This window comes from Nonomuraea sp. NBC_00507, from assembly GCF_036013525.1.
GTDB lineage: Bacteria > Actinomycetota > Actinomycetes > Streptosporangiales > Streptosporangiaceae > Nonomuraea.
Genome location: NZ_CP107853.1, coordinates 12,076,415 through 12,101,828, shown reverse-complemented (window position 1 = coordinate 12,101,828; position 25,414 = coordinate 12,076,415). Strand labels below are relative to the sequence as shown.

Sequence of the window (25,414 nt, the reverse complement as noted above, 5' to 3'; positions counted from 1 at the left end):
GCGCGAGGGACCCCCCTCGTGAACCGCCGTCAGAATGTGGCGATCGGGTTGACTGGGCTGCCGGACGTACCGGCGAAGCGGACCGGCGCGACTGCGAGGTGGAAGTCCCACTGGCCGAGCTCGGCAGCCGTCGTCGCGCACGCCTCCAGGTCGCAGTTGTCGAGCATCCACAGACCCATCGCGACGAGGCTCACGGCGTGAACCGGCATCAACACGTCTTCGTACCCCGACGGCTGAACGTCCTGGGGGGTATCAGCGCCGATCAGCGCAACCTCCCGTCCATGCAGCCACGGCAGGCAGGACGCGTGCCAGCCGGCCTGCGTGAAACCGCCGGCCGCACCGGCCTCGTGCCGGACGCGGCCATAGCCGGTCCGCAGGAGTACCGCATCGCCGGATCGCACCCGCACACCCTGGCGACGCTCCGCCTCCTCGAGATCATCGGGGAACACACCCTGCCCCGGTTCCAACCACGGCACATCGCGGACGCTCGCAATGTCCAGCAGGACACCACGCGTGATGATCCCGTTCGCCGCCGCCGTGACGGCCGCCCACGCCGATCCCGTTGCGGCGTCGACCAACGAGTGCGACCGCCCGTTGTACATCGTGCCGTCCCAGAAGATGTGGCACGGCGAGTCGACGTGGGTGATGGTGTTGCCGTGGAACATCATGCCGAGCCGCTCGTTCGAAAAGCCCCAGCGCCGGTCGTTGCGGAATCCGGGCACCGGCATGTTCTCGGCACCCGGCATGTCGGCGGCGCACGGGCACGTCGTCGTCGACCGCTCCATCTCTTCCGGTACGGCAACCTCCCATGCGCACGACACGCTCCTGCCGTGGCGCACGGCCCGCGCCGCCGCCAGCCGGACGTCGTCGGTGATGTGGTTCAGAGTGCCGAGCTCGTCGTCGTCGCCCCACCGTCCCCAGTTCGACAGCGTGTCGAAGTAGCCGAGCACGTCGTCCTGTGTGGGTATCGGTCGCCCTGCCGTCATCCCAGCATCGACTCCTCCGGTCACGTGGTTCGAGGCACCGCAGGCAGGGTATCCCGCCCTCTCTTCCTTTGATATGACCTCGCCGGGGCCGGAGAGACGGTGCGAGCAACCTCGATCCAACCCCCGGCGAGGCCCATGTCAATCCCCATCCGCCTCGGGGATCTCACCGTCGTCGAGAGCGGTGGGATCGAAGTCGCCCGATCCGCCAGAGCGATATGGTGCTAGGTCCAGTTGGTGATGCGGCGCAGGACGTGCTCCACGGGCCCGTAACGGTGATTCCGCAGCCAGAGCGCGCTAAGCCACAGCAGAACCGTGTAGATCACGAGGGCCACGCCCATCACTGCGATCGGCGACAGCTTGCCCGCCAGCGCCAGGCCGTACCCGGTGAAGACCAGGCACGCCAGCACGGATTGCCCCACGTAGTTGGACGCCGCCACCCGCCCCGCAGGCGCCAGCGCGCGGCCTGCGGCGGGGAAGCGCCTGATCACCCGAAGCAGGGTCGCCACGTAGGCGGAGGCCAGCAGGATCGAGGTGAGGGTGTTCACCGAAACACCCGCCACCTCCCCCGGGCCCGAAGCACCGGACGTCCAGGCGAACAGGATTCCGCCCGGAATGCCGACTCCGAATCCCACCCACTGAATTCGGGGCAGCAGCCGCGACCACCGTTCGGGTTCCTCCAGCAGCCTGGACTTGCCCGCCGCCAGCCCGAACAGGAACATGGCCAGCGCCGTCGGCCCCTGGAAGAGCCAGATCATCGTCACGAGCGGCGGATAGAGTTCCAGTTGCAGGGACAGGAAGTCAAGCGGCCCGCCGGTGGCCAGGTCCAGCGCCCTCGCCGCCACGGCGGGATCCGCCGCCGGCTGCCCCGCGGTGGGGTCCAGCGTGGTCAGCCACGCCAGCGCCGACCACAGCAGGGTCAGCACGCCGATGATGGCCGATCCGATGACGACGGCGGTCTTGGGCCTGAGGTTGCGCAGCGAGAGCAGGATCAGGCCCAGCACGGCGTACAGGGTGAGAATGTCGCCGACCCACAGCAGGATCCCGTGGAGCAGGCCGATCACGAAGAGGCCCAGGCACCTGCGCAGGGTCCTGGTCTTCACGCTCGCCCCTGCCCGCTCCGCCGAGCGCATCTGCAGCGTGAACGAGTAGCCGAACAGGAACGAGAAGATGATGTAGAACTTCGTCAGGACGAAGGCGGTGATGGCCATGGCCACCGGCCCCTCGGGCATGGGCATGGTGCCCGCCATGGCGTAGCCGGGGTCGGCGAAGAAGCCGATGTTCGCGACGAGGATGCCCGCCAGCGCGAACCCGCGCAGCACGTCGACCTCGTGGACACGGCTTGCGGGCAGTGTGCGGAGTTCCGTCATGTTCCGAAGCTACGAACGACGTGCACGCCCCCGCATCGAACCTTGGTCTCCAAAGAGGCCGACCAAAGCAGGACATTCCTCTGGCGCAAGCGCGGTGTCTGCCCCCCCGCGCGGGCGGAGCAACCTTGATGCCTGCCAGCAGGAAGCACCGAACTGAGGGATAGTCGGGAGATGCCTACGACGGTGCTGGCCACCAAGGTGTTTGCGCCGGCAAGACGCCCTCAACTGGTCGCTCGGCCGCGGCTGATCGACCGGCTGGACGCTGCGCTGGATCCCGGCCGGAGGCTGACACTCATCTCGGCGCCCGCCGGCTTCGGCAAGACGACGTTGGTCACCGACTGGATCGAGCACACCACGCGACGTCAGCTCGCGGCGCGGGTCGCCTGGCTGTCGCTGGACGACGGCGACAACGACCTTCCACGTCTGCTGACCCACCTCGTGGCCGCGTTGCAGGGACTGGAGGAGGACCTCGGCTACGAGGCGCTCGGCCTCCTTCACGGCACGCTCGCGCTCCCGGTTGAGGCGTCCCTGACCGCACTGATCAACGACGTGGCGCAGACCGCCGGGCAGATCGTGCTCGTGCTCGACGACTACCACGTGATCGACGCCCGGCCGGTGCACGAGGCGATGACGTTCCTGCTCGACCACCTGCCCCCGCAGCTGCACCTTGTTATCGCGAGCCGCTCGGATCCGCCGCTACCACTGTCCCGCCTGCGGACCCGCGACGAGTTGGTCGAGCTGCGCGCCGCTGACCTGCGCTTCACACCGGACGAGGCGATGAGCTTCCTCAACCAGGTCATGGGCCTCGGTCTCTCCACCTCCGACGTCGACGCACTCGAGACCCGCACCGAAGGTTGGATCGCCGGACTCCAGCTGGTCGCCCTCTCGCTGCGCGGCCATGTCGACGTCTCCGGATTCATCGGAGCGTTCACCGGCAGCCACCGCTTCGTCCTGGACTACCTCGTGGACGAGGTGCTGCGGCACCAGCCCTCGCACGTCCGCGCGTTCTTGCTGCACACCGCCGTCCTCGACCGCCTCGCCGCGCCGCTGTGCGACGCCGTCACCGTACGGACCGACAGTGCCGCGATGCTGGAGAACCTCGATGGCGGCAACCTCTTCGTCGTCGCCCTGGACGACCAACGGGAGTGGTCCCGCTACCACCACCTGTTCGCCGACATGCTCCGCGCGCGCCTGCGCAGCGAGGAACCCGAACTGATCCCGGTGCTGCACAGGCGCGCGAGCGACTGGTACGAGCGCCATGATCTCGCCGAGGACGCCGTCCGGCACGCCCTGGCTGCCCGGGACTTCGATCATGCGGCCCACCTGATGGAGCTGGCCCTGCCCGCGCTGCGCCGCAACCGGCAGGACGCGATGCTCCTCGGCTGGCTCGCCGCACTCCCCGACGACGTGGTCCGGCGCAGCGCCGTACTCAGCGTCTTCTACGGCTGGAGGCTGATGGTCTCGGGTGACCTCGACGCGGTCGAAGACCGCCTGGACGACGCCGAAAGGGCACTCGCCGCCGGCAGCACCCCGGACGCCGGCAACGAGGAGCTCCGCACCCTCCCGGTGACCCTGGCCATATACCGTGCCTCGCTCGCGCAAGCCCGCGGCGACGCAGCAGGTACGGCGCAGCACGCGCAGCGAGCGCTCGAGATGGCCGGGCCGGGCGCCCACCTCTCCCGTGGCGCCGCCGCGGGGTTCCTCGGGCTCGCAGCTTGGGCGAACGGCGAGATCGAGCCAGGTCTGCGGACGTTCTCCGAGGCTGTGCGGAGCCTGCGCGCAGCCGGGAATCTTGCCGACGCGTTGAGCGGCACGATCGTCCTGGCGGACATGTGGCTCGCGGCTGGACGACCTGAACGGGCACGCGGGCTTTACGAGGCTGCGTTGCGAGAGGCCACTGCCCACGGCGATACCCACGGCACAGCCCTGCCGCTCCCGACCGCGGACCTACATGTCGGTCTGAGCGAGCTCGACCGCGAGCTGGGCAACCTCGCAGGCGCGACCCAACACCTCGAGACCGCCAAGGCGCTCGGGGAGCGGGCCGAGATGACGGAGAACCGGCACCGGTGGTTCCTGGCGATGGCGCGGATCCGGGAAGCGGACGGCGACCCAGACGGAGCCATCTCCCTGCTGGACCAGGCTGAGCGGCTCTACGTGCGCGGGTTCTTCCCCGACGTACGGCCGATCGCGGCGATGAGGGCGCGCATCCGGATCATCCAGGGCAAGCTCTCGGAGGCCGCCGACTGGGCCCGCGAACGCGGCCTGCCCGCCATGGATGACCTCAGCTATCTCCGCGAGTTCGACCACCTCACTGTGGTGCGGTTGCTGATCGCGCAGCACCGCAGCCACCCGGACGCCGGCACCATCCGTGAGGCGGTCGGCTTGTTGGGCCTGCTGCATGAGGCCGCGACACAGGCCGCACGACCAGGGAGTCTCCTCGAGATCGCCATGCTGCAAGCGCTCGCACACCAGGCCCAGGGCGACCTGGCCCGCGCGCTCGACGCGCTGGAACGAGCCCTGGGCCAGACACCCGAACCGGGAGGCTACGGCCGGCTCCTCCTCGATGAGGGTGAGCCCATGGTCTCGCTGCTGCACGCCGCCGACGAACGTGGCCGACTCGGCGACCATGCTCGTCGCATGCTCCGTGCCCGCACTCCGAGCGAAGACGCCTCGGACCAGGTGACACCACCGTCGGCAGTGGGGTTGAGCGAGCGCGAGCTGCAGGTGCTCAGACTGCTCAACAGCACCCTCAGCGGGCCGGAGATCGCCCGCGAGCTCTTCATCTCGCTCAACACCTTTCGCAGCCACACCAAGCACATCTTCACCAAGCTCGACGTCAACAGCCGCCCGGCGGCTGTGAGCCGCGCCCGGGAGCGTGGCCTGCTCTAGCCCTGCCGCCGCTCTCACCACGTCAATCACATCGTGTGGGGATGCCCGGTCACCACCTTGCTTCCTAGATTCCGAGTCATCCGCGGCACCTGGCCACGGCGACTCGAAGCGAGGGAAGCGTCATGTCCGTTACCACCACCAGACTCACCTGTGCGGCCGGCCTGGCGGCCGTGGTGGGAGGGTTGCTGTTCATCCTCATCCAGCTGATCCATCCCCACGAGGACGTCGCAACGGTCACAACGACCGCCTGGACCGTTACCGCGATCCTGACCATGGCGATGTCCGTCCTGCTGCTGGTCGGGCTCACCGGGCTGTACCTCCGCCAGGTGACGGAGACCGGCGTGCTGGGCCTGGTCGGGTTCCTGCTGTTCGGAGCCTGTTTCATGCTCACGATTGCGGTCACCTTCGTCGAGGTGTTCGTCCTGCCGCCGCTCGCGGATCAGGCGCCCCAGTATGTCGGTGACTTCCTCGCGACCTTCACCGGTGCTGCCGTCACCGGCGCCGTGGGGCCCCTGCCGGTGGCCAATCTGGTGTCGGCGGTCGGCTACCTGCTCGGCGGTCTGCTGTTCGGTGTCGCGCTCTTCCGGGCCCGCATCCTCGCGCGGTGGGCTGCCCTGCTGCTCGCGGTCGGAGCTGTGGCCACACTCCTGGTGCCTCTTCTCCCGCACGCACTCGACCGGCTGCTCGCATTCCCTGTCGGACTGGCCCTGGCCGGCCTCGGGTACTCGCTCTGGCGCGAACAGCGTGGCACCTCCCATGAGTCCGTGCAAAGCGACCCCAGAGCGCGGCTCGACGCGGCCGGTGTCGAGTGACGTCCCGAACCGGGTCCTTCGCGGTAAACCGACCCGAGCATGGTCCAACCTCTGGCAAGAAGGCAGCTCCGGCCCAGTCTTGGCGGCCGGTCCGGCGCCGCGTGTCGACCTGGCGGGTACCCGCCGCGCTGGTCGCGCTCAGCCTGGCCCCGGTTCTGGCCGGCTCGGCCCGACTCATCGAACTGTCGGGCGGCCCGCATCTGCTGCCTTCCCGCGTCAACGACCCCTCACCCGTGCCGCTGGTCGCGCACATCGTCAGCGTCATCGTGTACGCCGTCCTCGGCGCCTTCCAGTTCGGCGCCGGGCTCCGCCGCCGCAGAGCCGGTTGGCATCGGGCCTCCGGACGCCTCCTCGTCCTCGCCGGCATGGTCGTTGCGCTGTCCGCGCTGTGGTTGACGCTGTTCTATCCCCGCGCTGAAGGCGGTGACCTGCTGTTCGCGTTCCGGCTGCTGGCCGGATCGGGCATGGCCGCGATCCTCGTCCTCGGCGTCCTCGCCATCAAGCGGCGCGACGTCGCCCGGCACCGCGTGTGGATGACCCGCGCCTACGCCCTCGCCCTGGGCGCCGGCACCCAGGTGTTCACCCTCGGCATCGGGGAGACGATCCTCGGGGAGAGCGACCTCAGCGAGGCCCTTCTGCAGGGCGCGGGCTGGACGATCAACCTTGCCGTCGCCGAGTGGTTCATCCGTTGGCAGCCGGCCCGCCGGTCCGCAGATCCGGTCGTGAAGTCCCGATGAGCGACCAGGGCAGCAGAGGACAGGCGCCCGCCCGCTACGAGCTCCGGATCGACGGTCACCTCGACGACCACTGGACCGCATGGTTCGACGATCTGACCCTCACCCACGAGAACGACGGGTCGACCACCCTGCGCGGTCTCGTGCCCGACCAAGCGGCACTCCACGGCCTGCTCGCCAAGGTACGCGACCTTGGCGCCACGTTGATCTCGGTAGAGGTCATCGACGCACCCTGACTCCTCGTTCCACCAGCCCCTTGGCCACCGGCCGGGAGCCGTCAACCATCGAAACCGTTGGAGAAAGCCATGTCCCATCCCGTCCCTGCGACGCTCTATCGCATCGCCGCAGCCGCTGGCTGCGGAAGCGCCGTCGTCCTGCTCATCAATGCCGCCAAGCGCGCAGAGGTCATCCCGACCTCTGCCTTCACCCAACTGGTCGCCCCGCTCGCCCAGATCCTGGCGCTGGCCCTTGTCACCGCCCTCTACCTCGCCTTCGGTCGCCGCGCCGGCACCTTCGGCCTGGTCGCCTTCCTGCTGAACGCATTCGCCCTGTCCGCGCTGGTCGGCGTGGAGTTCGTCATCAATTTCGTCTTCAACGACCTCCCGGACCATACGATTGGTGCGCTCCGCGACGGCACGCTCGGCATCGCGCTGACCGCGGCATCCATCCTGTTCCTCTTGGGAACCCTTGCCTTCGTCGCGGCCATGCTCCGGTCCCGCGAGGTCCCCACCACACCGCTGGTCCTGTACGCCGTCGGCGCCGTACCCGTGTCGCTGCGAGCCTTCGTGCCCGAGGCGGCGCTGGACTTCGGACTCGTTACCATGGCCGTGGGAATCGGCTGGCTCGCGATCTGGCTGTTCGACCGCTCCAGCCGCATCGTCACGTAGGCACACCACGCGGTCGCCGACGAACCGCTGGTCGGGGCGAACCACTGATGTGTATTCGCCGCGCCCGCCAAAGCCAACGCAGCTCCGAGCGCTGCTGTAACCTGTCTGGTCGGTATCCCTTCGCATAGCGCTTGCCTGCTTACGTTCGGTGAAGCAACACTGGGAACTGCCAATCCCTCTGGGGTGCGGAAGTGAGGCCGGGCCTCCCGATGGAATCGGGTGTCCGGCCTTTCGGCCACCCACACCAGTGGCTCACTGCTCGACGGCTGCCAGGTGACCGCCAGGCTTTTGGGCACGATGGTCGCTTTGCGGAGTCCGGTGAGGAGTCCTCGGTCGAGACGGTCCTGCTCGGGCGCGCGCGATTCAATGACGACCTTGACCGCCCCGGCGCGATCGTTCTCGATCAGAAGCGGTTCGAGGCAGCGCCGCCGGGCTCGCTCGGTGCGGTGTCCGTCGCTGTAGAAGTGCACAGTGACCATGCCGGCTATGGGAAGTTCGGTGAGAGTAGTCGCTATGAGCCGCTGGCGGGCGGGGGGTTTCGTCACGCCGGCGCAGGTGAGGGCTCTTGCCTCGGCGGAGACCCTCCAGCGTGGTGCGGACCTCGTCACGGTGCGACGCGTCGATAATGACCCCTGCCATCGCGTAGACGCTGTCGTCGTGAGGACGACGGCGGAGGCTCTCGTCGACATAGGCCGGTTCTGGCCGCTGAGGAACTCCGCGAGAGCCTGACCAGTACCTCACCATCACGTTCGCCCTGTCGGACTCCACGACCGGGGATGCGCTGAAGCTTTTCCTGAACCACCCGGATCAGGGAGTCTTCCACGGGCTGTACCTGCGAATCAGGATGCCGTTCCGTACGGCGGAAGACCGGTGGCGGGACCGGCTGGAGTGGGTGTCGAGCGGTTCCCGCCTATCGGCACCAGGCGAAGGCGTTTCAAGCGGCTGAGCACGCTAGGCAAGCAGGCCGAGCCGACGCTGATCACGACGGCTTGCCCGCTGACCGGCGTCAAAGGTTCTTTCCATGAGTTATGTAGTACGCCAGGTCTCGCAGCAGGGAGGACTTCATCCCATCCTCCGGCCCAAGCCCGAGAGCCCTCAACTCTTCGGCGGCCCGTTGCGTGGAGTCGCAGTCTTCGTCGAGGGCCAGTCGCAGGATCCTCAGCAGGGTGAGCTGCTTGCCCCGGTGCACGTCGGCCGGACCATTGACGTATGGGACGTAGATGGCCCAGTCCGGATCGCCGGAGGAGCCGGGCTTGCTGTACGGCTCCCGATGCCGCATTCCTTGGATGATCGCGGCCTGCTCGGCGCGGTTCATCAGGTCTTTGATCTGATCGGCCTCCGCCAGGAGATCACCTCGCAGGCGTTCGGTGTGCTCGTTCCTGATGCCGCTTGCGATCAGACGTAGCGCTTCCGTTTCGAGGGCGGTCTCGGCACGCACGTAACGGAGAGCGATATCGATGATCATTTTGATGACGTCATGACGATGTCCGGGCGTGGGGTTGCGCGCGATCGTCGTTAGGCCGGGGTCACTGTCCAGGAACGGCCGTAAGACGCCGTCAATCTCGAAGGGAACCTCGAACGGCCGCGGCCGCACGGGCATGTCGCCGCGTGCCACCCTCAGATGCCGGCGACTCAGCCATTCCCGATCGATGCGAACGCCGCTCAGCTCCTCACCCAGCGCCAACGCGGTCGCCAGACCGTCGTCTGCCCAGTCCTCCACCGCCACGGGGAGCGCACGCAGCCACTGATGACCCGAGTGCGGGGTCATCGAATTCGGGTTTCCGGCGTCGAAGTCGGCGACCAGGCGCCCAGCCTCGGAATAGGTGACCATATCCGGCCGGTGCTGCATCCATCGCACGGCGAGTGCCGCGCCATCGGCCGACATCGCCTGCAGATGGTCCGGCGCGCGACCATAGAAGATCTCCAGCAGGATGATCCAGTCCTGATGCCGGGCCGCCAGCATCACCGCCCGATCACTCTCGCCGTTGTCCTCCTCGCCGAGCAAATCCCAGGCCTCCTCTTCCACCTCCTGGAATGTCGCCGGTGAGATCGACGACTCATCACCGCCGAAGATTCGTACCACGTCTTCGAGGGTGTAACCCCTGATCCAGCTGATGCACCCATCATCTGGAAGATATGCGCGGGCATCCGCGTACGCGTATCGAAGTGAATTCATAACCTCATCCGCAAAGATGAAGAAGCTGGGCGGGCAGGCTTGGAAGTACCGTCAACTGGAGCGAGCTCAGGCCCAGGGTGTCGGTGACGTTGAACCGCTTGGGGCGTTGATCTTATTCGTATCGTAGCCACGCGAGGTGCACGGGACGGTGTCGGCGCCCTTGACGCTCTGGGTCGATGATTCCCTCTCCGCCGATGAACTTGTCGTCCCGGAATCGGCTCCCGCCGTCCCCGAACACGAAACGCTCTGTCTAGCTCGCGCGGGTGAATTCCGCGATCCAGTTGGTTTCCCACGTGATGCCGCCATCAGTGGAGAATGCCTGCTCCCACCGGGCCGACGACGCGGTTATATCTAGCCACATATAACGGACCTTGATCTGCTTGCCCTGATATGACTCGTCAGCGAGGAAAATGCCGCGCCCGTCGTCGCCGAACCGGCCCACCACGGGCGGCAGAGACAGACCGCTCTTGCTGGTCGCCCAGTAGAGCGCCCATTCGTCCCGCTCTTTGTCGTACAGGCGTAACGTCACCCCGCCGGTCCCAAGCTCTGGGAAGGTGACCTCGTCGATGTGACCGGCGCCGCCGAGCGCGCTCCAGCATGTGGACATGCCGGTGAATTCGTACCAGTCGTCGCAGCCGACAAGAACCTCGCGCAGGCGGCGCTGCTGGGATGTCCACGAACCGACGAACCAATCGAAGTTGTTGTTCATAGGGGAACCGTAAGGAGGATCCGCTGACATCTCCTGTCAGTGATGCGCTGCCGTGTGGCCGGGATCCCTATGTCGGATGGTGGAGTTCCTTCAGTGCGCCCTCGGCGTGCGCGGTGGACATCACACCCGGCAGGCTCGTCCGCGGTCCGCCCGGCCGTCGCCGAGCGCTGTAGCCCCATCTGCCAGCGACTAAGAAGCGATGTCAGGGTGTAGATGCGCTCAACTGGCAATCATGGCGAGCGCATGCCATGCTCCGGCGATCTCTCCGACGAGGTGGGAGCTGATCCGGCCCGTCATCTCGGCGTGGAAGCAGCATGTCAGGAAAGAGGCGACCGCATCGGGCATCAGCGAGAGGCCTCCATCCTGTTTTCGCAGGTAGATAAGGCTGGTGTGGTGGCGGTCGGGTGTGAACGTCGTGGTAGCTGTGCGAGATCATGGGGGTAGATCGAACGGTCTGGATCGGACGTTCGGACTCCGGTCCCGTCGCGAGCACGACCCGCGGCCCGTCGTTTCTCTCAAGCCGATCGCGTCCGCGTCTCGACGTATGTGCAGACGTATTTGAAATAGCTCCAGCCTCTTCGGACATGAACCGGATGAGTGAAGATCCGAGCTGACCCCACCCCCCGAGGAGGCCGACCATGGGATTCGCCTGTGGAAGATGAGCGTGTCAAACGTTTTGAAGAGGTCTATCACCGCTCCTACAAGCAGATCCTTGGCTACGCCGTTCGCCGTTGTGAATCGCCTGAGGACGCCTCTGATGTGGTGGCGGAGACCTTCGCCATCGCCTGGCGTCGCATCGAGGACGTGCCGCCGGGGGAAGAGGCCACGCTGTGGCTGTACGGCGTGGCCCGCATGGCCCTGGCCAACCACTACCGAGGGGAGCGGCGCCGCCGGCATCACCGGCAGGCGCTGGCCGACACGATAGCCCCGTTCTTCCCGGGTCCCGAAGAGAGTCTCGGCCTCTTGGCCATCACTAGCGTCTTCCGGTCATTGCCGGAAGAGGACCGTGAAGTGCTGTCCCTGCTGGCGTGGGAGGGCCTGGACACCGCCCAGATTGCTCAGGTGCTGGGCCGCTCGTCCAACGCCGTACGCATTCGGCTCTTCCGCGCGCGTAAACGGCTGGCCCGCGCCCTGGGGCGCGCCGGCCTCTCCGCGCACCACACCGCTCCGGCAACGAGGATCTCGGCAGAGAGGAACCCATGACTGACACCCGCCCCATCCTGGACCGGCTGGCCAAGGTCAGCGACGAGACTCTGGACGGCCAGGCGTCCACCGACGCCGCCCGGGACCTGTTCACCTCGATCGTCGCCGGCGACATCACTCCCGCGACCGACACGGCGCGCGGGGCCGCGCCACGTCCTGTCCGCCGCGGGAAGGCGCGTCTGGCCGTGGCTGCGGCAGTCGTGACCGGTGCCGCCGCGGCCGTCGTGGTACTGGGGCCCGGCCTGCTCGCCGGCCCGGACGCCACCGTGTACGCCAACTCCGCCATCGAGCTCCAGCGAGAAGGCGACAAATGGGTGGCCAGGATCAAAGACCCCTACGCCGACCATCGCAGGTTCACCGAGGCCTTTGCCGCCGTGGGCCTGGACGTCGATCTTCGCCTGGTGCCCTCCTCGCCCAGCGGTGTCGGCAAGGTGGGCCGCATCGGATCCGCCGAGCCCACCGGCGGCACCGGATCACCCGAGTCCGTCGGCTTGTCGGGCAGCATGGAGGTCGACGAGTGCACTAGCGGGAGCTGCTGGATGACCCTGCGCGTCTCCGCCGACCTCACCGGTCATGCCGAGGTCGAGATCGGCCGCGAGGCGAAAGCCGGTGAGTCCTACCAGAACGACGCCTCCGCCGCCGCGCCGGGTGAGGCGCTTGAAGGCGTCCCCATGAGGGACGGCCGTACGGTGGTCGAGCTGCTTCCCGAGATCGGCAAGCGGAACCTGACCGTCACCTACAGCCGCATCCACACGGGCGCCGGCGTCTCCGGCGGTGCCTCCGGGGGTGGCCCCTCGGACGGCGGGGAGCCGACCAGAACGTCCCTGTCTTTTGAGCCGGTCCCCGAGGACGAGGTCGGCCGGGACTGGCGGGTCTGGGACGCCGAGCCGGTGAAGCCCGGTCACGTCCGCCTCCTCGTCACCCCGGAGAGGCTTCCGGACAACCCCCTCTACAACTGATCGGCCCCCGATGCCGGGCAGGTCCACGGCACTCGTCGAGGTGGTCCCAGGCCATCGCCGCTTTCACGAGTGCCGTATCCCCTGCGGCCCGCGGACCGTACCGATCAGCGGGCCGCAGGAAGAGCAGGTGGCACCAGTCGACGTCGAAGTCCTCGCCGTCCCGGTATGTACACCTCCTGGGCATTCGGAAAGCGTCTAGGGGAGCCGGCCTTTGAAGACCGTCTGAGGGATGGCCGCGGTAGTGGCTGGCGGCAGCGTGGCAGGGCCTTGATGGCCCAGTGGCTGCGGATCAGTGTGGCCACGCCGGTCGCGCCGCTCAAGGCATGGCTGCTGAGGGTGACACACGTTGTCGTGCCTGCTGCAGGAACTCCGCCAGCGGCAGTGTCTCTTGTTGTCAACCATGGTGAGGTCCTCCGTTTCGGGTAAGGGCTGGGGCGGCTGGGCCCGTGAGCTCATCTGAGCCAATGGGCCGCCCGGACACTGCCAGCAGAAGCGCCAAGGCGGTGCCGCGCACCTCCGGTCCTTCGCCGGCATCGATACTCGCGTCGGTCGCCATCAAGCGCAGTCCATGTGCTCGTTCTTTGCCTCCGCCGAGCGCCGCGCCGGTGCTGATCTGGTAACGAAGCGCGGTGGCAACGTGCGCGACCGGATAGTCCCGGTTGAGGCCCAGAGGGCGCCGGATGTCTTCTCCGTGTACGAACGCTTCGACGAGCCGGGTGGCCTTCGGCACTGGGGCGCTGGTGGTCCTGTGGCTCGTCGCGCGGAACGCGGCGAGCGTGAGTTGTGGTTCATCGGTACGCTCCCGCGCGATTCCCGCGGTGTTGTAGCGGTCGAAGTCAAAGCGGGCGGCGGCAAGACGCAGAAGGAAGCCCAGGCGGGTGGTCTTGGCGTCATCTGCGAGATGGGCCACTACGTCGTGAACGTCCCAGCCGGGACATAGTGACGGTGTGGCCCACCGCTCGGTGGGGAGTGTCTCCAGGTCCCGGATCAGCGCCGCCCGTTCGGCGTGGACCACGGCCCAAATCTCGTTCACGTCTATCCTTCGCTGTGTCAGGAATGCCCAGAGCCCGGCCTCGCGTACGTCCCCGGTTGGTGTCTTGGTCCTGGCGGAGATGTTCCGGTTTCAGCGCTCGCGCAAGACTTCCCGCAGCCGGGTGGCGAAGCGATCGGGGTCCTCTGCGAAGCCGGTGTGGTCGCCGGGGAAGGGCGTGGGCTCTAGGCCCAGTGCCGTGGCCAGCGCCCGAGAGGTGCGGTCGCACAGCTGCCCGGTCGAGTCCTCGCCGATGCCGACCACGATGTCGATCGGGGTCGCGCGCAGGACGTCCAGGTCAGGCTGCCATCGGGTGGTGTCCCGCAGCTCGTGGGCGAACCAGCGGCGTTCGTCGGCGACTTGCTGCTGATTGCGATCCCCGCCGAACATCGTCTCCAACGCGCCCTCGGGCATGATGATGTTGGCCTGGGCCATGAACTTTGCCCAGGCCCCGACGACGTCGCCGGCGAGGTGTGTGGCGATGATGTCCTCGGTTGTGGCGTGGAGCCGCTCACGATCTGCCAGCAGCTCGATCAGCGGGGGTTCGTGGGCGATGACGGTGCGGACCTGCTTGGGATGGATCTGCGCCAGTGCCAGGGCGGTGACCGCGCCGCCGCTGGAGCCCAGGATCGTGGCCGGTCCGGCGTCCAGATGTGTCAGCAGCCGGGACAGGTCGACGGCGCGCAGCGGCGGGGTGGAATCCTGGCCGGGGTCATCGAGCGGGCTGCGGTTGATGCCGCGCGGATCGGTGGTGAGCACGGTGTGGTCGGAGGCCAGCAGGTCGGCCAGCGGCGCGAAGGAGGTGGCGTCCATCGGGGCGCCGACGAGCGCCACGAGCGGACCCTGACCGCGTACCTCGTAATACAGGCGTCCGCCCGGGATCTCGATGATGTGGCTGGTGGCGCGAACGGCCGACGACTGGGTCATGGGAGTGAGTCCTTCTGGTTATGGGGTTGGAGTTCCGGCCGACCATGCGGCCGGGCAGGTCAGTCATGTCGTGGAACGGGGGCATCGGCTCCACGGCGAGCGTGAGAAGTGGTGGTATGGGTCCGGATGACCGCGGCGAACAGGAGCGGTGCCGCGGCCGCCACGACCAGGGCCAAGACCGCCGGGATCATCAGGGCCAGCGGTAGCGTCACCGCCGTGGCGACGTAGCCGATGAGCGCCGGTCCGATCAGGCCCCCGCCGTAGCTGATGGTGGTGACCATGGAGAGCCGTTGAGCGCTCCCGTCGGCGGCTCCGAGCAGGCTGGTCACGATCGGCCACACCACCGCCATGCCGGCCCCGGCGAGGGCCCAACCGGCGATGGCGCATGCCACGCGCGTCGACGCGGCCGCGGGTAGTGCGCCCGCCAGCAGCACCAGCCCATATCCGGCGGTGGCGGCGCCGCCGGCCAGCCGGATGGTGCGTACGGCGCCTAGCCGGGCGCGTACGGCGTCCGCGACGAAACGCACCAGCGTCATCGCCGCGAAGAAGACCGTGTACACCAGCGAGCCTGTCGCCGGATCGCCACCGAGTGTCCGGGTGGCGTGCACACCTGCCCAGTCCGTGGCGGCGCCTTCCGTGATGAAGGCGGCGGCACCGACCACCCCAAGGGCGATCACCAGCCCTGGGCGGAGCGGCGCAGACCTCTGTACGGTGCAGCTTTCCGCTCGGACATCCGGGTTCGGTGGCGTCGGCTCGTCCAGCTTGCCGCCGGCCGCCAGCATGGCCAGAGCCAGCGTGAGGGCACCGGCGGCCATCAGCAGCCGCGCGTCCGTACCGACACGAAGAGCGGTCGTGACCACCGCGCCGCCCGCCACCGCACCCAGCGTCCAGGTGCCGTGCATCGTTGCCATGATGGGCCGCGCCAGCGCACGTTCGACGGCCACGGCCTGAACGCTCAATGCCACGTTGAGCACCCCCATCGACATTCCGAGGACGGCGGCGGCGATCATCAGCGAGTCGACGGAGGCCGCGAGGGCGGGGCCGGTCAGTGCGAACGATGCAGCCGGAGCGGCTGCCTTCAGCACGCGCCGCCCGCCCCACCGATCAGCCAGCCATCCGGCAACCGGCATCGCCGCGAGCGCCCCGGCGGCCAGGGCCATCAGGAGGCCGCCCAGCAGCCCTGCACCGAGGTCCAGCCGTGCGTCCGTGGCGGGGAGTGTGGCGCCCCACAACGCATTCAGCACACCGGTCAATCCGTAGTGGACCGTGATCGTGCCTCGTGCGGCCATGATGCCCTCCCTTCCACGGTGGATCTCGTGATGCGATCCTGGCCGACGCCACCGCGCAGGGTCCAACACTTGTTCGAGTGATACTTACGCGCCAAGTGTGTTAATCGGGTAGAACGGAGCCGTGCCTGACGACGTGGAGATGCGGCTGCTGCGCAACTTCGTTGCTGTGGCGGAGGAACTGCATTTCAGCCGTGCCGCCCAACGGCTCTTCCTGGCGCAGCAGGTCCTCAGCCGCGACATCCAGCGCCTGGAGGATCGGATGGGCGTCCGGTTGCTGGAGCGCACCACCCGCCGTGTCACGCTCACGTCGGCAGGCAGTCTGCTCCTGGGCCGGGCGCGAGAAATCCTGGCGCTCTACGACTCGACCGTGCTGGACCTGCGCGGCCAGCCACGCTCATTGACCGTCGACGTCGTCGGCTCCGGCCTCACCCCCGCGCTGGTGCTGACGGCGGCGCGTGAGCGGGCTCCAGGCGTGGAGTTCTTCGCCCGCTTCCACACCGGCACCGAGGCGGCTGTGCCGCTGGTGCTGTCCGAACGGCTGGATGTCACGTTCGGCCGCGATCCGGGGCTGCTCAAGGGGGTGCGCTACCGCGTTGTCCGGTACGAGCCCATCGCTGTGCTGTTGCCCGAACACCACCCGCTGGCCCGGATGGACGTCGTGTCACTGGAGTCGCTGCGCGGCACCGGGGTGTGCATCCGCGCCGGCAACCACGCGACACCGGGCTGGGAGCACGCAGTGCTCCAGTTGCTGGCGCCCTTCGGGGTCGATCCGGCCATGGCACACCCACACGTCCAGGGCGGCGATGAGCTCGGCCAGCACATCCGCGACCGCAGCGCCCCCATCCTCACCATGACCACTCAGCCGGCCGTACCCGGCGCTGTCCTGCGTCCGCTCAACGACCCGGTCGCCCTGTTCCCCTGGACGATGGTGTGGCGCGCCGACCTCGATCACCCCGGCCTGCGCGCCCTCCACGAGGCAGTGGACGACCTGACCGCCACACACGACTGGCTGTCGGCACCGGACGACGCCTGGCTCCCCGAACCCGAAGCAAGCCGGCCGACCGGGTTGAGGTGACCATCGGTCACCTCCACGGGGATGCGACTGCAGATCCGCGTGGCCGGCGTCTGCTCGGCCTGCCGCTCCTTCTCACACACATGGACGGCAAGCCAGCTGTGATCGGTGGCGTGAGACGCTTTCGCGATCCTCCTGAAACGGGATGATGGGGTAGGCTCGCGTTGGCGCTGCGGGGCGCACCCGGTCCGCGGAAAGGGCTCAGCTCACCCGATTCCTAGCCTGTTTCATGGTGTCATTCCTCCTTTTCGGCCCGAAGATGCGGACGTCGGGCAAGATCCGAAAGGGAGGTCTTCGTGGCGAACCGTCTGCCCGAAAACCCCAGCTTCGAGCACCTGAAGAACGAGGCCAAGCAGCTACTGCGTGGCGTACGTGCGGGCGAGACTCGCGCGCTCGCGACTGCGGAGGCGTTGCACCCGGGGTCATTGTCAGAGCTGCGTTTGGCCGGCGCACAGCTGGTCGTGGCCCGCAAGTACGGCTTCACGAGCTGGGCGCGGCTGCGCGCCCACATGGCGATGGTGGGGGAGTTCGCGCGCCGACCTGATGAGGTAGGGCCGTCGGCCGACCTGGCGGCCGAATTCCTGCGACTGGCCTGCTTGACCTACAACGGTCCCGCCCGGTACGAGGCGGCGGTCCGATTGCTGGCCGCGAATCCGCAGATAGCCGTTGCGTCGGTATGGACGCTGGCGGCGACCGGCGATGCGGCGGGAGTCGAACGTGCGGTGGCGGCTCAGCCCACGCTGGCGCGGGCACAGGGCGGCCCGTTCGGCTGGGAGCCCCTTCTGTACCTGACCTATTCGCGAGTGCCTCAGGCTGACGCCGCCGGGACCGCGCGGGTCTTGCTTCAGGCGGGGGCCGATCCGAACGCCGGCTACCTTCTCGAGGGGCTGGCGCCGCCGTTCACCGCGTTGACCGGGGCACTGGGCGGCGGGGAACTCGGACAGCCGGCGCACCCGCAGGACCTGCAGGTGGCCCGAGTACTGCTGGAGGCCGGTGCCGACGCCAACGACGGCCAAGCACTGTACAACCGCGGACTTCTGGGCGACGACACCGGCTACCTGGAGCTACTGCTGGAGTTCGGGCTCGGCCACGGAGGCGGCGGGCCGTGGCGGGCCAGGCTGGGGCAGGTGCTGGACGCACCGGCCCGCATGCTGGAGAGCGCGGTCGTGATGGCCGCGCTGCATGGTCAGACACGCCGGGTGCGGTGCCTGCTCGCGCACGGCGCGCCGGTGAACGCCAAGGGCCACCCCGCCTTCGGCAGCCACACGGCGCTGGAGGCGGCGCAGTTGGGCGGGCATACGGAGACGGCACAGATCCTGGCCGCCGCAGGGGCCTCCGGCGCGCTGCGCGGTCTGGACTCGGCCGAGGCGGCGATCATGCGAGGGGATCGCGAGCAGCTCGAACGCCTGGTGAGCGGCGATCGCAGACTGGTCCAGCGCCTGCTGACGCAACGGCGGGATCTGCTCATCAAGGCCGCGACATATGGGCGAACGCCGGCCGTGCGGCTGGCCTGCCGGCTGGGCTTCGACGTCAACGCGGCCCTGCCGTGGACGGCACTGCACAAGGCGGCCCTGGCCGGCGACCTGGCCATGGCCGAAGCACTAGTGGAACTCGGCGCTGACCGGTCGAAACGGGACTCTGATTACCATGCCACGCCACTGCAATGGGCGCAGTATGCCGGCCACGCGGAGGTTGCGGAGTTTTTGAACCAGTAACGACCTGCTCTCCGTTGAGATGGCGGTGGCGAGGGGAGCGGGCTGGCAGCCTCCCGGCATCGATCGCGTTGAGCGTTCCCGCTGAGCGGTCAACTCAAGTCCAGGTGGACGGCCACCACGTATCCGGACGTGCGGCCATCCCGCGAGCACCCAGCGATCTTCGACGATGCCGAATCGGCGCGCCGATCTGGCGGTAGGACACAGGGCAGCTTCGGTCCAGCGCGGAATGGAGCGATGGAGGCGCTCAGCTGTGTATGCGCTCGTTGCCCAGATCGTGGCACTCCGCGACGAGCTCGCGCGACACCTGACCCCTCAGGCGCTCACGCGCCTGCGCGGTTAAGGTTCTTCAACGCCGACACCCTGGGTGTGGCGCCTGGCGCGAGAAGGACACCAGTCCGGCCAGGTCCGTCCCGACCATGCCCGTCTCGGTCAAGAAGCCGGTCGGCTGAGCCGGGCGCCTACGACGCGATCTCTACCGGAACCGCGCTGAACCCGTCCGGCACGGCGTCGGTCACCAGGCGCTCGACCGGCTCCCAGCTGTGCACCCTGATCGGGGCGCTCATCGAGAACTTGCCCACGTCGGCCACCACGATGGTGCTGCAGGCGATGGACATGAACCGGCGCTTGATGTCGGTCTCGCATGGATTGGAGCCGTAGACGCCGGATCCGTCGAGTGCGGCGGCGGACAGGAACAGGGTGCGCACGCGCAGGTGCTCCAGGGCCGCCAGGGGCTCGGGCCCGCCGAAGGAGCGGGTGTCCCTGCCATAGTGGCCGCCGATTCCGATGAACGAGATGTCCGACCTGGGGGCGAGTACGGCGATGGCCGGCAGCGAGTGCGTGATCACAGTGAGACCCGCGTCGGCGGGCAGCAGTTTGGCGATCTCCAACGTGGTGGTGCCGGAGTCGAGGGCCACGGTCGTGCCGGGCTCGATATGCCGTACGGCGGCGACGGCGATCGCCCGCTTGGCGGCGGCCGCCTGGGCGGATCGGTCGGTGAAGGGCATGGCGCCGCTCGGCTCCGCCGGAGCGGCCCCGCCGCGCACCGCACGGACCAGCCCGTCGCCGGCCAGCCTGCGCAGGTCACGCCTGACGGTGTTCGCGGAGACGCCGAGCTGGGTGACCAGGTCGGTGGCCGAGACGTATCCGTCGAGCTCGATACGGCGCAGAATGGCCTCGCGACGGCTCGGCGCCGAGGCGTAGCGTTGGCTCGCCTCGGTGTCGTGATGCTCGCCCATGGCGCCTCACTATAGAGCCCCATAAGCTGGCTCTTTTCGACCATCTTTTGAATTTATAGTGACAACATGGGGTAGCGGCCGGCTCTCGCCGAACGCCGCGGCCAGCCGCGCCACAGCATCCCGTTCCAAGGGCCGGTCGGCGTGCCGAGGATCGGTATCGCGGTCGGGTTGACCACTCGTCGTCGAACCGCACCGTCACCTCGGCGGCGTCCGTGACCACACAAGCCGCGGTGAGCACGAGCCGCGGTGAGCACGAGTCGCGAGGCTACGAGGCCGGCGACCCCCGGCAGGCCCGCGCGTTTCCGGACGCCGTCGCCAAGGTCCCGGCGCAGAGCCGGCCCAGGCGTCCCCCGTGGAAGACGAGCGGGTCGTCGTCGACGTCGTTCGTGGTCATCGAGACCACCCTGGCGAGGATCAGCTCGTGGTCGCCCACCAGGTGGCAGTCGTCCAGCACGCAGTCGATCCAGGCGAGCGCGCCGTCGATCCCCGGATGGCCGCCCTCCTTCATGGACCATTCGACACCGGAGAACCGGTCGGAGCCCTTGGCCGCGAACGACCGGCACACCTGCTCCTGCCCGACGCTCAGCAGGCTGATCGTGAACGCGCCCGCATCCCGGATCCGCGGCCACGTGCTCGACGTGTGAGCGGCGCAGAATCCCACGATCGGGGGATCCAGCGAGACGGACGTGAAGGAGTTGACCGTGAAACCGTACGGTTCGCCGTCCGACAACGCGGCGACCACGACGACCCCCGTCGGGTAGTGCCCGAACACGCGCCTCAGTCTCAAGCTATCGATCATCACTGCTCCCTGGTGAAGCCGGTCAGCGCGCTTCCCAGGCCCGCTTGAGCCGGTCGAGATGGCGCAGACTGTCGAGCACGGCGTCCGTGTCCGGGATGAAGTCGACGAGGCAGGCGATCTCGTCGACGCCGATCTCCTGGAGGGAGCCCAGCAGGGCCAGGCCGTCGCCGACCGTGCCGAAGAGGCCGCCGGTGTCGAAATACCGGTCGAACGACATCTCCACGAGGAACTCGAGGTCCTCGGGATCCATCGAGTCCGGGTCGATGCCGGGCATCAGCTCCTCGGCCGCCTGCATGATCAGCCCGATCGAGCTGCGCAGGTAGTCGCTGAAGGGCTCGTGGATGACCTCTCGTACCTGTGCCCGGTCCTCGCCGAGGAAGGTGTGCAGCATCAGGACGACGTGACCCGTGCCGCCATGCGTCCTGGCGAAGTGCTCGCGGTAGTCAGCGACCTTGCGTACGAGATCGTCCAGACTCTGGCCGAGCAGGTGCGTGAGGACGCCGAAGCCGAGCTCGCCTGCCTGGCGGAACGTCTCAGGGTTGCCCGAGCTGGTGATCCACGTCGGCAGGTCCGGCTGGACCGGGGCCGGATAGGTCTGAATCTTGACCGGCTCTCCCGCCCCGTCGACCAGCTCCACCGTCTCCTGCCGCCACAGGCGCCGTACGGTGTCGATCGTCTCCATCATCACCTGCCTGCGGCCGGCGTAGTTCTCGGGCCGCAGCGCGAAGTCGACCAGGTGCCAGCCAGGGGCGAAGGAGATGCCGACCCGGCCGCCGGACAGGTTGTCCACCACTGCCCATTCCTCGGCGATGCGGGCCGGGTGGTGCAGCGGGGCCACGACGCTTCCCGCGCGGATCGCGACGCGCTCGGTGACAGCGGCGATGGCCGCCGCGGTCACCGCGGGGTTGGGGTAACGGCCGCCGAACTGGTGGAAGTGCCGCTCGGGCGTCCACACCGCGGAGAACCCGTGGGTGTCGGCGAACTTGGCGCCCTCCAGCAGCAGCCGGTACTGGTCGGTTCCCGTCCTGACGTCGTCGGCGAAATAGAACAGGCCAAAGTCCAACGGTCTCTCCTTACGTGCTGCCTGGTGTGGTGTCCCCTTGGTGAGCTGGCTAGGGGCGATCGGCGCGCCGGGAGCGGGAGGAGACAGCAGGGTCCACGGCTCATTCCAGCCGACGAGGTCATGGCATAGCTACGGGATCCGCCCCCTAACCGGATGTCCGGGACCCCGCCATGGGGTGGCTAGGGGTGGGCCCCTGTGGGTACCTCATCGTCCGGTGTTGAGCAGGGCTTCGAGCCGCGGGGCCGCCAGCAGCCGATCGCCGTGCTCGCGGCCGACGAAGCCGGACAGCTCCAGGCTCACCGCGCCGTGCACCGTGGTCCACAGCTGGACGGCGATCTGGCGGGGGTCGCCGATGGCCTGGCCGGCCTGGACGCACGCGGCGCACGCCGATTCCAGAATGCCGAGGGCGGCCCATGAGGCCTCGGGACCCGGCGCGAAGCCCGCGAACATGATCTCGTAGTAGGCGGGTTCCGCACGGGCGTGCGCGCGGTAGGCCAGGGTGAGCGCGGTCAGATGGGCGAGCGGATCGCGATGGTGCGGAACGCGCTCCAGCGCGCGCCCGAGACGGGCGAAACCCTCCCGCCCCAGCGCGTCGACCAGCCCGTCCTTGCCGCTGAACAGGGTGTACAGCACCTTGGTCGAGCAACCCGCCTCCGCCGCGATCCGCCGTACCGTCAGCGCGGCATGCCCGTGCGTGGTCAGCAGCGAGATCGCCCGATCGAGAATTGCCGTTCTGACCGCGTCCTGGCTGACCTGCTGGGCCTGCTGGTATGCAGTGAGCGTCATGGGCTGCGAGGCACTCATCCGACGAACGATATCCCGCCGCCGTGCGCGCACAACCCTTATCGCCCCCTATTTCAATGTGGTGGGTACCGGGGCGGGATTCCATAGGGGAATCACCTTCGAATAGTTAGGGGGCGGACCCCGTAGCTATATCGCGACCGCATCGGCTGGAATGAGGCGTGCATGCGGCGGGGCACCCCTGCGCACACACCAATGGCACCTTGTCGAATATCCCTGCTGATTGGCCGAGAGGATATACACGACGTGACTCTGACCACAGAAACCGGCCTGGATGCGACTCTCAACCTGCGCGAGAAGGTCGCCGAGCTCGGCATGCGTAAGGAAGCCCGCGGCGACGATCTCCACCGGGCCACGCAACAACAGCGAGCCAGAGGCAAGCTCACCGTCGAAGAGCGGCTCGACCTGCTCTTCGACCACGGCAGTTTCACCGAGATCGAGCCCCTGCGCAGGCACCGCGCCAGCGGCTTCGGCATGGAGGACCGGCGCCCGCACACCGACGGTGTGATCACCGGCTGGGGCACCGTGCACGGCCGTACCGTCTTCGTCTACGCCCACGACTTCCGCATCTTCGGCGGCTCCCTCGGCGAGGCGCACGCGGAGAAGATCCACAAACTCATGGACCTGGCCGCCTCGACCGGTGCGCCGCTGGTCAGCCTCAGCGATGGAGCCGGCGCCCGCATCCAGGAGGGCGTCACGGCACTGGCCGGCTATGGCGGCATCTTCCAGCGCAACGTGCAGGCCTCAGGGGTCATCCCGCAGATCAGCGTGGTGCTCGGCCCCTGCGCCGGCGGCGCCACCTACTCGCCGGCGCTGACCGACTTCACGTTCATGGTGAACGGCATCTCCCAGATGTACATCACTGGCCCGAGCGTGGTCGAAGCCGTCACCGGCGAGAAGATCAGCCACGACGGGCTCGGCGGCGCCGAGGTGCACGGCACGATCTCGGGCGCGGCCAGCTTCGTCTACGACAGCGAGCAGGACTGCCTGGAGGAGGTCCGCTTCCTGCTGTCGCTCCTGCCGTCCAACAACCGCGAGCACCCGCCCGACCTGCCGAGCGCCGACCCGGCGGACCGGCGCTGCGAGGCGCTGCTCGACGTGGTGCCGGCCGATCTCAGCCGCTCGTACGACATGCGGAAGGTCATCAGGGAGATCGTCGACGTCGGGGACTTCTTCGAGGTGCACACCTCCTGGGCGGTCAACGTCATCTGCGCCCTCGCCCGGATCAATGGCCAGGTGGTCGGCATCGTCGCCAACCAGCCGGCCGCGATGGCGGGCGCACTCGACATCCACGCCTCGGAGAAGGCGGCGCGGTTCGTGCAGTTCTGCGACGCGTTCAGCATCCCGCTGGTCACCCTGGTCGACGTGCCCGGCTTCCTGCCGGGCAAGGAGCAGGAGCACAACGGCATCATCAGGCACGGGGCGAAGTTGCTGTACGCCTACTGCAACGCGACCGTCCCCCGGATCCAGGTCATCCTGCGCAAGGCCTACGGCGGCGCGTACATAGTGATGGACTCCCGCTCCATCGGCGCGGACCTGTCCTTCGCCTGGCCGACGAATGAGATCGCCGTCATGGGCGCCGAAGGCGCGGCGAACGTCGTGTTCCGCAAGGAGATCGCCGCCGCCGGCGACCCGGAGGCGGCGCGCGCCCAGCGGATCAAGGAATACCAGCAGGAGCTCATGCACCCCTACTACGCCGCCGAGCGCGGCCTGGTGGACGACGTGATCGACCCGGCGGAGACCCGGGCGATCCTCGCGCGGTCGTTGTCCATGCTCCGTTCCAAGAGCGCGGAGACGCCTTACCGCAAGCACGGAAACCTGCCGATGTGATGGCCGTCGACGACGTCATGCTCCATTTCGTACGCGGCGAGCCAGATCAGGAAGAGGTGGCCGCGGTAATGGTGGCACTCAGACACAAATTAGCGACGAGAACGAGCAGGCCGCCCGCCTGGAATGCGCCGGAGGCGTTTCGGGCGCCGAATTCGTGGGCGTCCAGGGAAATCAATGGAAGGGGCGCTGGGTGAGCACAGAAACCGGAATATGGGTGCGCCGGTTCCAGCCCGCGCCGGCACCGCGTACCCGCCTGATCTGTTTTCCGCACGCGGGCGGCTCCGCGTCCTATTTCCACCCGGTCGCCAAGGAGCTGTCGCCGCGGCTGGATGTGCTGGCGGTGCAGTATCCGGGCCGGCAGGAACGCCGCCACGAACCGTGCATCGAGGACATCGGCGTCCTCGCGGACCACGTGGCGGAGGAGCTCCTCCCGCTGGCGGATCAGCCGATGGCCTTCTTCGGCCACAGCATGGGCGCTGTGGTCGCGTTCGAGGCCGCCAGAAGGCTCATGGCCAGGGACGTCTCACCGCTGGTGCTGTTCGCCTCGGGCCGGCGCGCGCCCTCCTGCCTGCGTACCGAGACCGTGCACCAGGAAGGCGACCGGGCGCTCATCGCCGAGGTGCGCCGGCTCGGCGGAACCGACTCGCGCATGCTCGACGACCCCGAGATCGTGGACATGATCCTGCCCTCGCTGCGCGGCGACTACACGGCGATCATGACCTACCGCTGCCCGGCCGACGTCAGGATCGACGCGCCGATCATCACCATGGTCGGCGACTCCGATCCGCATGTCTCGATGGACGAGGCGATGCGCTGGAAAGAGCACACCAGCGGCCCGTTCGAACTGCAGGTCTTCCCCGGGGGTCACTTCTATCTGAACTCCCAAGCCGCCGCGGTGATGCGGACGATCACCGAGAACATCTTTCGGTAG

Annotated in this window: 23 protein-coding genes; 12 read left to right on the top strand and 11 right to left on the bottom strand. The window is 68.2% G+C overall.

Features of this window, described 5'->3' with window-relative positions:
- Window positions 1-29 precede the first annotated feature (29 nt).
- Window positions 30-950, bottom strand: a complete 921-nt coding sequence (locus OHA25_RS57150) for a cyclase family protein (protein ID WP_327585148.1) — start codon at window positions 948-950, stop codon at window positions 30-32.
- Between the two features lie 257 nt (window positions 951-1,207).
- Complete coding sequence (locus tag OHA25_RS57145) at window positions 1,208-2,353, bottom strand: DUF418 domain-containing protein (RefSeq protein WP_327585147.1); 1,146 nt, start codon at window positions 2,351-2,353, stop codon at window positions 1,208-1,210.
- Between the two features lie 171 nt (window positions 2,354-2,524).
- Here OHA25_RS57145 and OHA25_RS57140 point away from each other — a divergent pair, with 171 nt between their 5' ends.
- The 5 genes from OHA25_RS57140 to OHA25_RS57120 all read left to right on the top strand — a co-directional run bounded on the left by OHA25_RS57140 (window position 2,525) and on the right by OHA25_RS57120 (window position 7,675).
- The gene (locus OHA25_RS57140; protein ID WP_327585146.1) at window positions 2,525-5,242 is read left to right on the top strand and encodes a LuxR C-terminal-related transcriptional regulator; all 2,718 of its coding nucleotides are present in this window, start codon (window positions 2,525-2,527) and stop codon (window positions 5,240-5,242) included.
- Window positions 5,243-5,364: 122 nt separating this feature from the next.
- Window positions 5,365-6,054 (top strand): hypothetical protein, encoded by a 690-nt coding sequence (locus tag OHA25_RS57135; RefSeq protein WP_327585145.1) that lies wholly within the window; start codon window positions 5,365-5,367, stop codon window positions 6,052-6,054.
- 101 nt (window positions 6,055-6,155) lie between these two features.
- Window positions 6,156-6,791: a DUF2306 domain-containing protein gene (locus tag OHA25_RS57130; protein WP_327585144.1), complete on the top strand. Its 636-nt coding sequence runs from the start codon at window positions 6,156-6,158 to the stop codon at window positions 6,789-6,791.
- Window positions 6,788-7,024: a hypothetical protein gene (locus OHA25_RS57125; protein WP_327585143.1), complete on the top strand. Its 237-nt coding sequence runs from the start codon at window positions 6,788-6,790 to the stop codon at window positions 7,022-7,024. The genes OHA25_RS57130 and OHA25_RS57125 overlap by 4 nt, the downstream gene beginning before the upstream one ends.
- A gap of 69 nt (window positions 7,025-7,093) precedes the next feature.
- Window positions 7,094-7,675, top strand: coding sequence for a hypothetical protein (locus OHA25_RS57120; protein WP_327585142.1), 582 nt, complete (start codon window positions 7,094-7,096; stop codon window positions 7,673-7,675).
- 1,006 nt (window positions 7,676-8,681) lie between these two features.
- On the opposite strand, the gene OHA25_RS57115 is transcribed toward OHA25_RS57120, so the two are convergent.
- Window positions 8,682-9,851 (bottom strand): DUF6461 domain-containing protein, encoded by a 1,170-nt coding sequence (locus tag OHA25_RS57115; RefSeq protein WP_327585141.1) that lies wholly within the window; start codon window positions 9,849-9,851, stop codon window positions 8,682-8,684.
- 250 nt (window positions 9,852-10,101) lie between these two features.
- A complete protein-coding gene (locus OHA25_RS57110) occupies window positions 10,102-10,560 on the bottom strand; it encodes a hypothetical protein (protein ID WP_327585140.1) in 459 nt (152 codons plus the stop codon).
- 651 nt (window positions 10,561-11,211) lie between these two features.
- Here OHA25_RS57110 and OHA25_RS57105 point away from each other — a divergent pair.
- A complete protein-coding gene (locus OHA25_RS57105; protein WP_327585139.1) occupies window positions 11,212-11,763 on the top strand; it encodes an RNA polymerase sigma factor in 552 nt (183 codons plus the stop codon).
- Entirely contained in the window at window positions 11,760-12,722 is a 963-nt protein-coding gene (locus tag OHA25_RS57100) for a hypothetical protein (protein ID WP_327585138.1), read from the top strand. The genes OHA25_RS57105 and OHA25_RS57100 overlap by 4 nt, the downstream gene beginning before the upstream one ends.
- A 394-nt stretch (window positions 12,723-13,116) precedes the next feature.
- Here the strand turns inward: OHA25_RS57100 and OHA25_RS57095 are convergent, their stop codons facing one another.
- The 3 genes from OHA25_RS57095 to OHA25_RS57085 form a co-directional block, all read right to left on the bottom strand.
- Window positions 13,117-13,755 (bottom strand): maleylpyruvate isomerase family mycothiol-dependent enzyme, encoded by a 639-nt coding sequence (locus OHA25_RS57095; protein ID WP_327585137.1) that lies wholly within the window; start codon window positions 13,753-13,755, stop codon window positions 13,117-13,119.
- 90 nt (window positions 13,756-13,845) lie between these two features.
- Complete coding sequence (locus OHA25_RS57090; protein WP_327585136.1) at window positions 13,846-14,679, bottom strand: alpha/beta fold hydrolase; 834 nt, start codon at window positions 14,677-14,679, stop codon at window positions 13,846-13,848.
- Between the two features lie 59 nt (window positions 14,680-14,738).
- On the bottom strand, window positions 14,739-15,968 hold the full coding sequence (locus OHA25_RS57085) for an MFS transporter (protein WP_327585135.1): 1,230 nt from the start codon (window positions 15,966-15,968) through the stop codon (window positions 14,739-14,741).
- 121 nt (window positions 15,969-16,089) lie between these two features.
- On the opposite strand from OHA25_RS57085, the gene OHA25_RS57080 reads away from it, so the two are divergent.
- A complete protein-coding gene (locus OHA25_RS57080; protein ID WP_327585134.1) occupies window positions 16,090-17,043 on the top strand; it encodes a LysR family transcriptional regulator in 954 nt (317 codons plus the stop codon).
- A 293-nt stretch (window positions 17,044-17,336) separates the two neighbouring features.
- Entirely contained in the window at window positions 17,337-18,755 is a 1,419-nt protein-coding gene (locus tag OHA25_RS57075) for an ankyrin repeat domain-containing protein (RefSeq protein ID WP_327585133.1), read from the top strand.
- A 458-nt stretch (window positions 18,756-19,213) separates the two neighbouring features.
- Here OHA25_RS57075 and OHA25_RS57070 read toward each other — a convergent pair whose 3' ends face one another.
- The 4 genes from OHA25_RS57070 to OHA25_RS57055 form a co-directional block, all read right to left on the bottom strand.
- The gene (locus OHA25_RS57070; protein WP_327585132.1) at window positions 19,214-19,990 is read right to left on the bottom strand and encodes a DeoR/GlpR family DNA-binding transcription regulator; all 777 of its coding nucleotides are present in this window, start codon (window positions 19,988-19,990) and stop codon (window positions 19,214-19,216) included.
- Window positions 19,991-20,255: 265 nt separating this feature from the next.
- Entirely contained in the window at window positions 20,256-20,777 is a 522-nt protein-coding gene (locus OHA25_RS57065; protein ID WP_327585131.1) for a flavin reductase family protein, read from the bottom strand.
- Between the two features lie 34 nt (window positions 20,778-20,811).
- Window positions 20,812-21,852 carry a MupA/Atu3671 family FMN-dependent luciferase-like monooxygenase gene (locus tag OHA25_RS57060; protein WP_327585130.1) on the bottom strand — a complete coding sequence of 347 codons (1,041 nt, stop codon included), beginning with the start codon at window positions 21,850-21,852 and terminating at the stop codon, window positions 20,812-20,814.
- A gap of 204 nt (window positions 21,853-22,056) precedes the next feature.
- Entirely contained in the window at window positions 22,057-22,656 is a 600-nt protein-coding gene (locus OHA25_RS57055; RefSeq protein ID WP_327585129.1) for a TetR/AcrR family transcriptional regulator, read from the bottom strand.
- Between the two features lie 312 nt (window positions 22,657-22,968).
- Between OHA25_RS57055 and OHA25_RS57050 the strand changes: the two genes are divergently transcribed.
- The 3 genes from OHA25_RS57050 to OHA25_RS57045 are packed head-to-tail and all read left to right on the top strand — an operon-like array spanning window position 22,969 to window position 25,414.
- Window positions 22,969-24,483, top strand: a complete 1,515-nt coding sequence (locus OHA25_RS57050; RefSeq protein WP_327591198.1) for an acyl-CoA carboxylase subunit beta — start codon at window positions 22,969-22,971, stop codon at window positions 24,481-24,483.
- Window positions 24,483-24,677, top strand: a complete 195-nt coding sequence (locus tag OHA25_RS61740) for an acyl-CoA carboxylase epsilon subunit (RefSeq protein ID WP_442942252.1) — start codon at window positions 24,483-24,485, stop codon at window positions 24,675-24,677. The genes OHA25_RS57050 and OHA25_RS61740 overlap by 1 nt, the downstream gene beginning before the upstream one ends.
- Window positions 24,674-25,414 carry a thioesterase II family protein gene (locus OHA25_RS57045; RefSeq protein ID WP_327585128.1) on the top strand — a complete coding sequence of 247 codons (741 nt, stop codon included), beginning with the start codon at window positions 24,674-24,676 and terminating at the stop codon, window positions 25,412-25,414. Before OHA25_RS61740 ends, OHA25_RS57045 begins: the two co-directional genes overlap by 4 nt.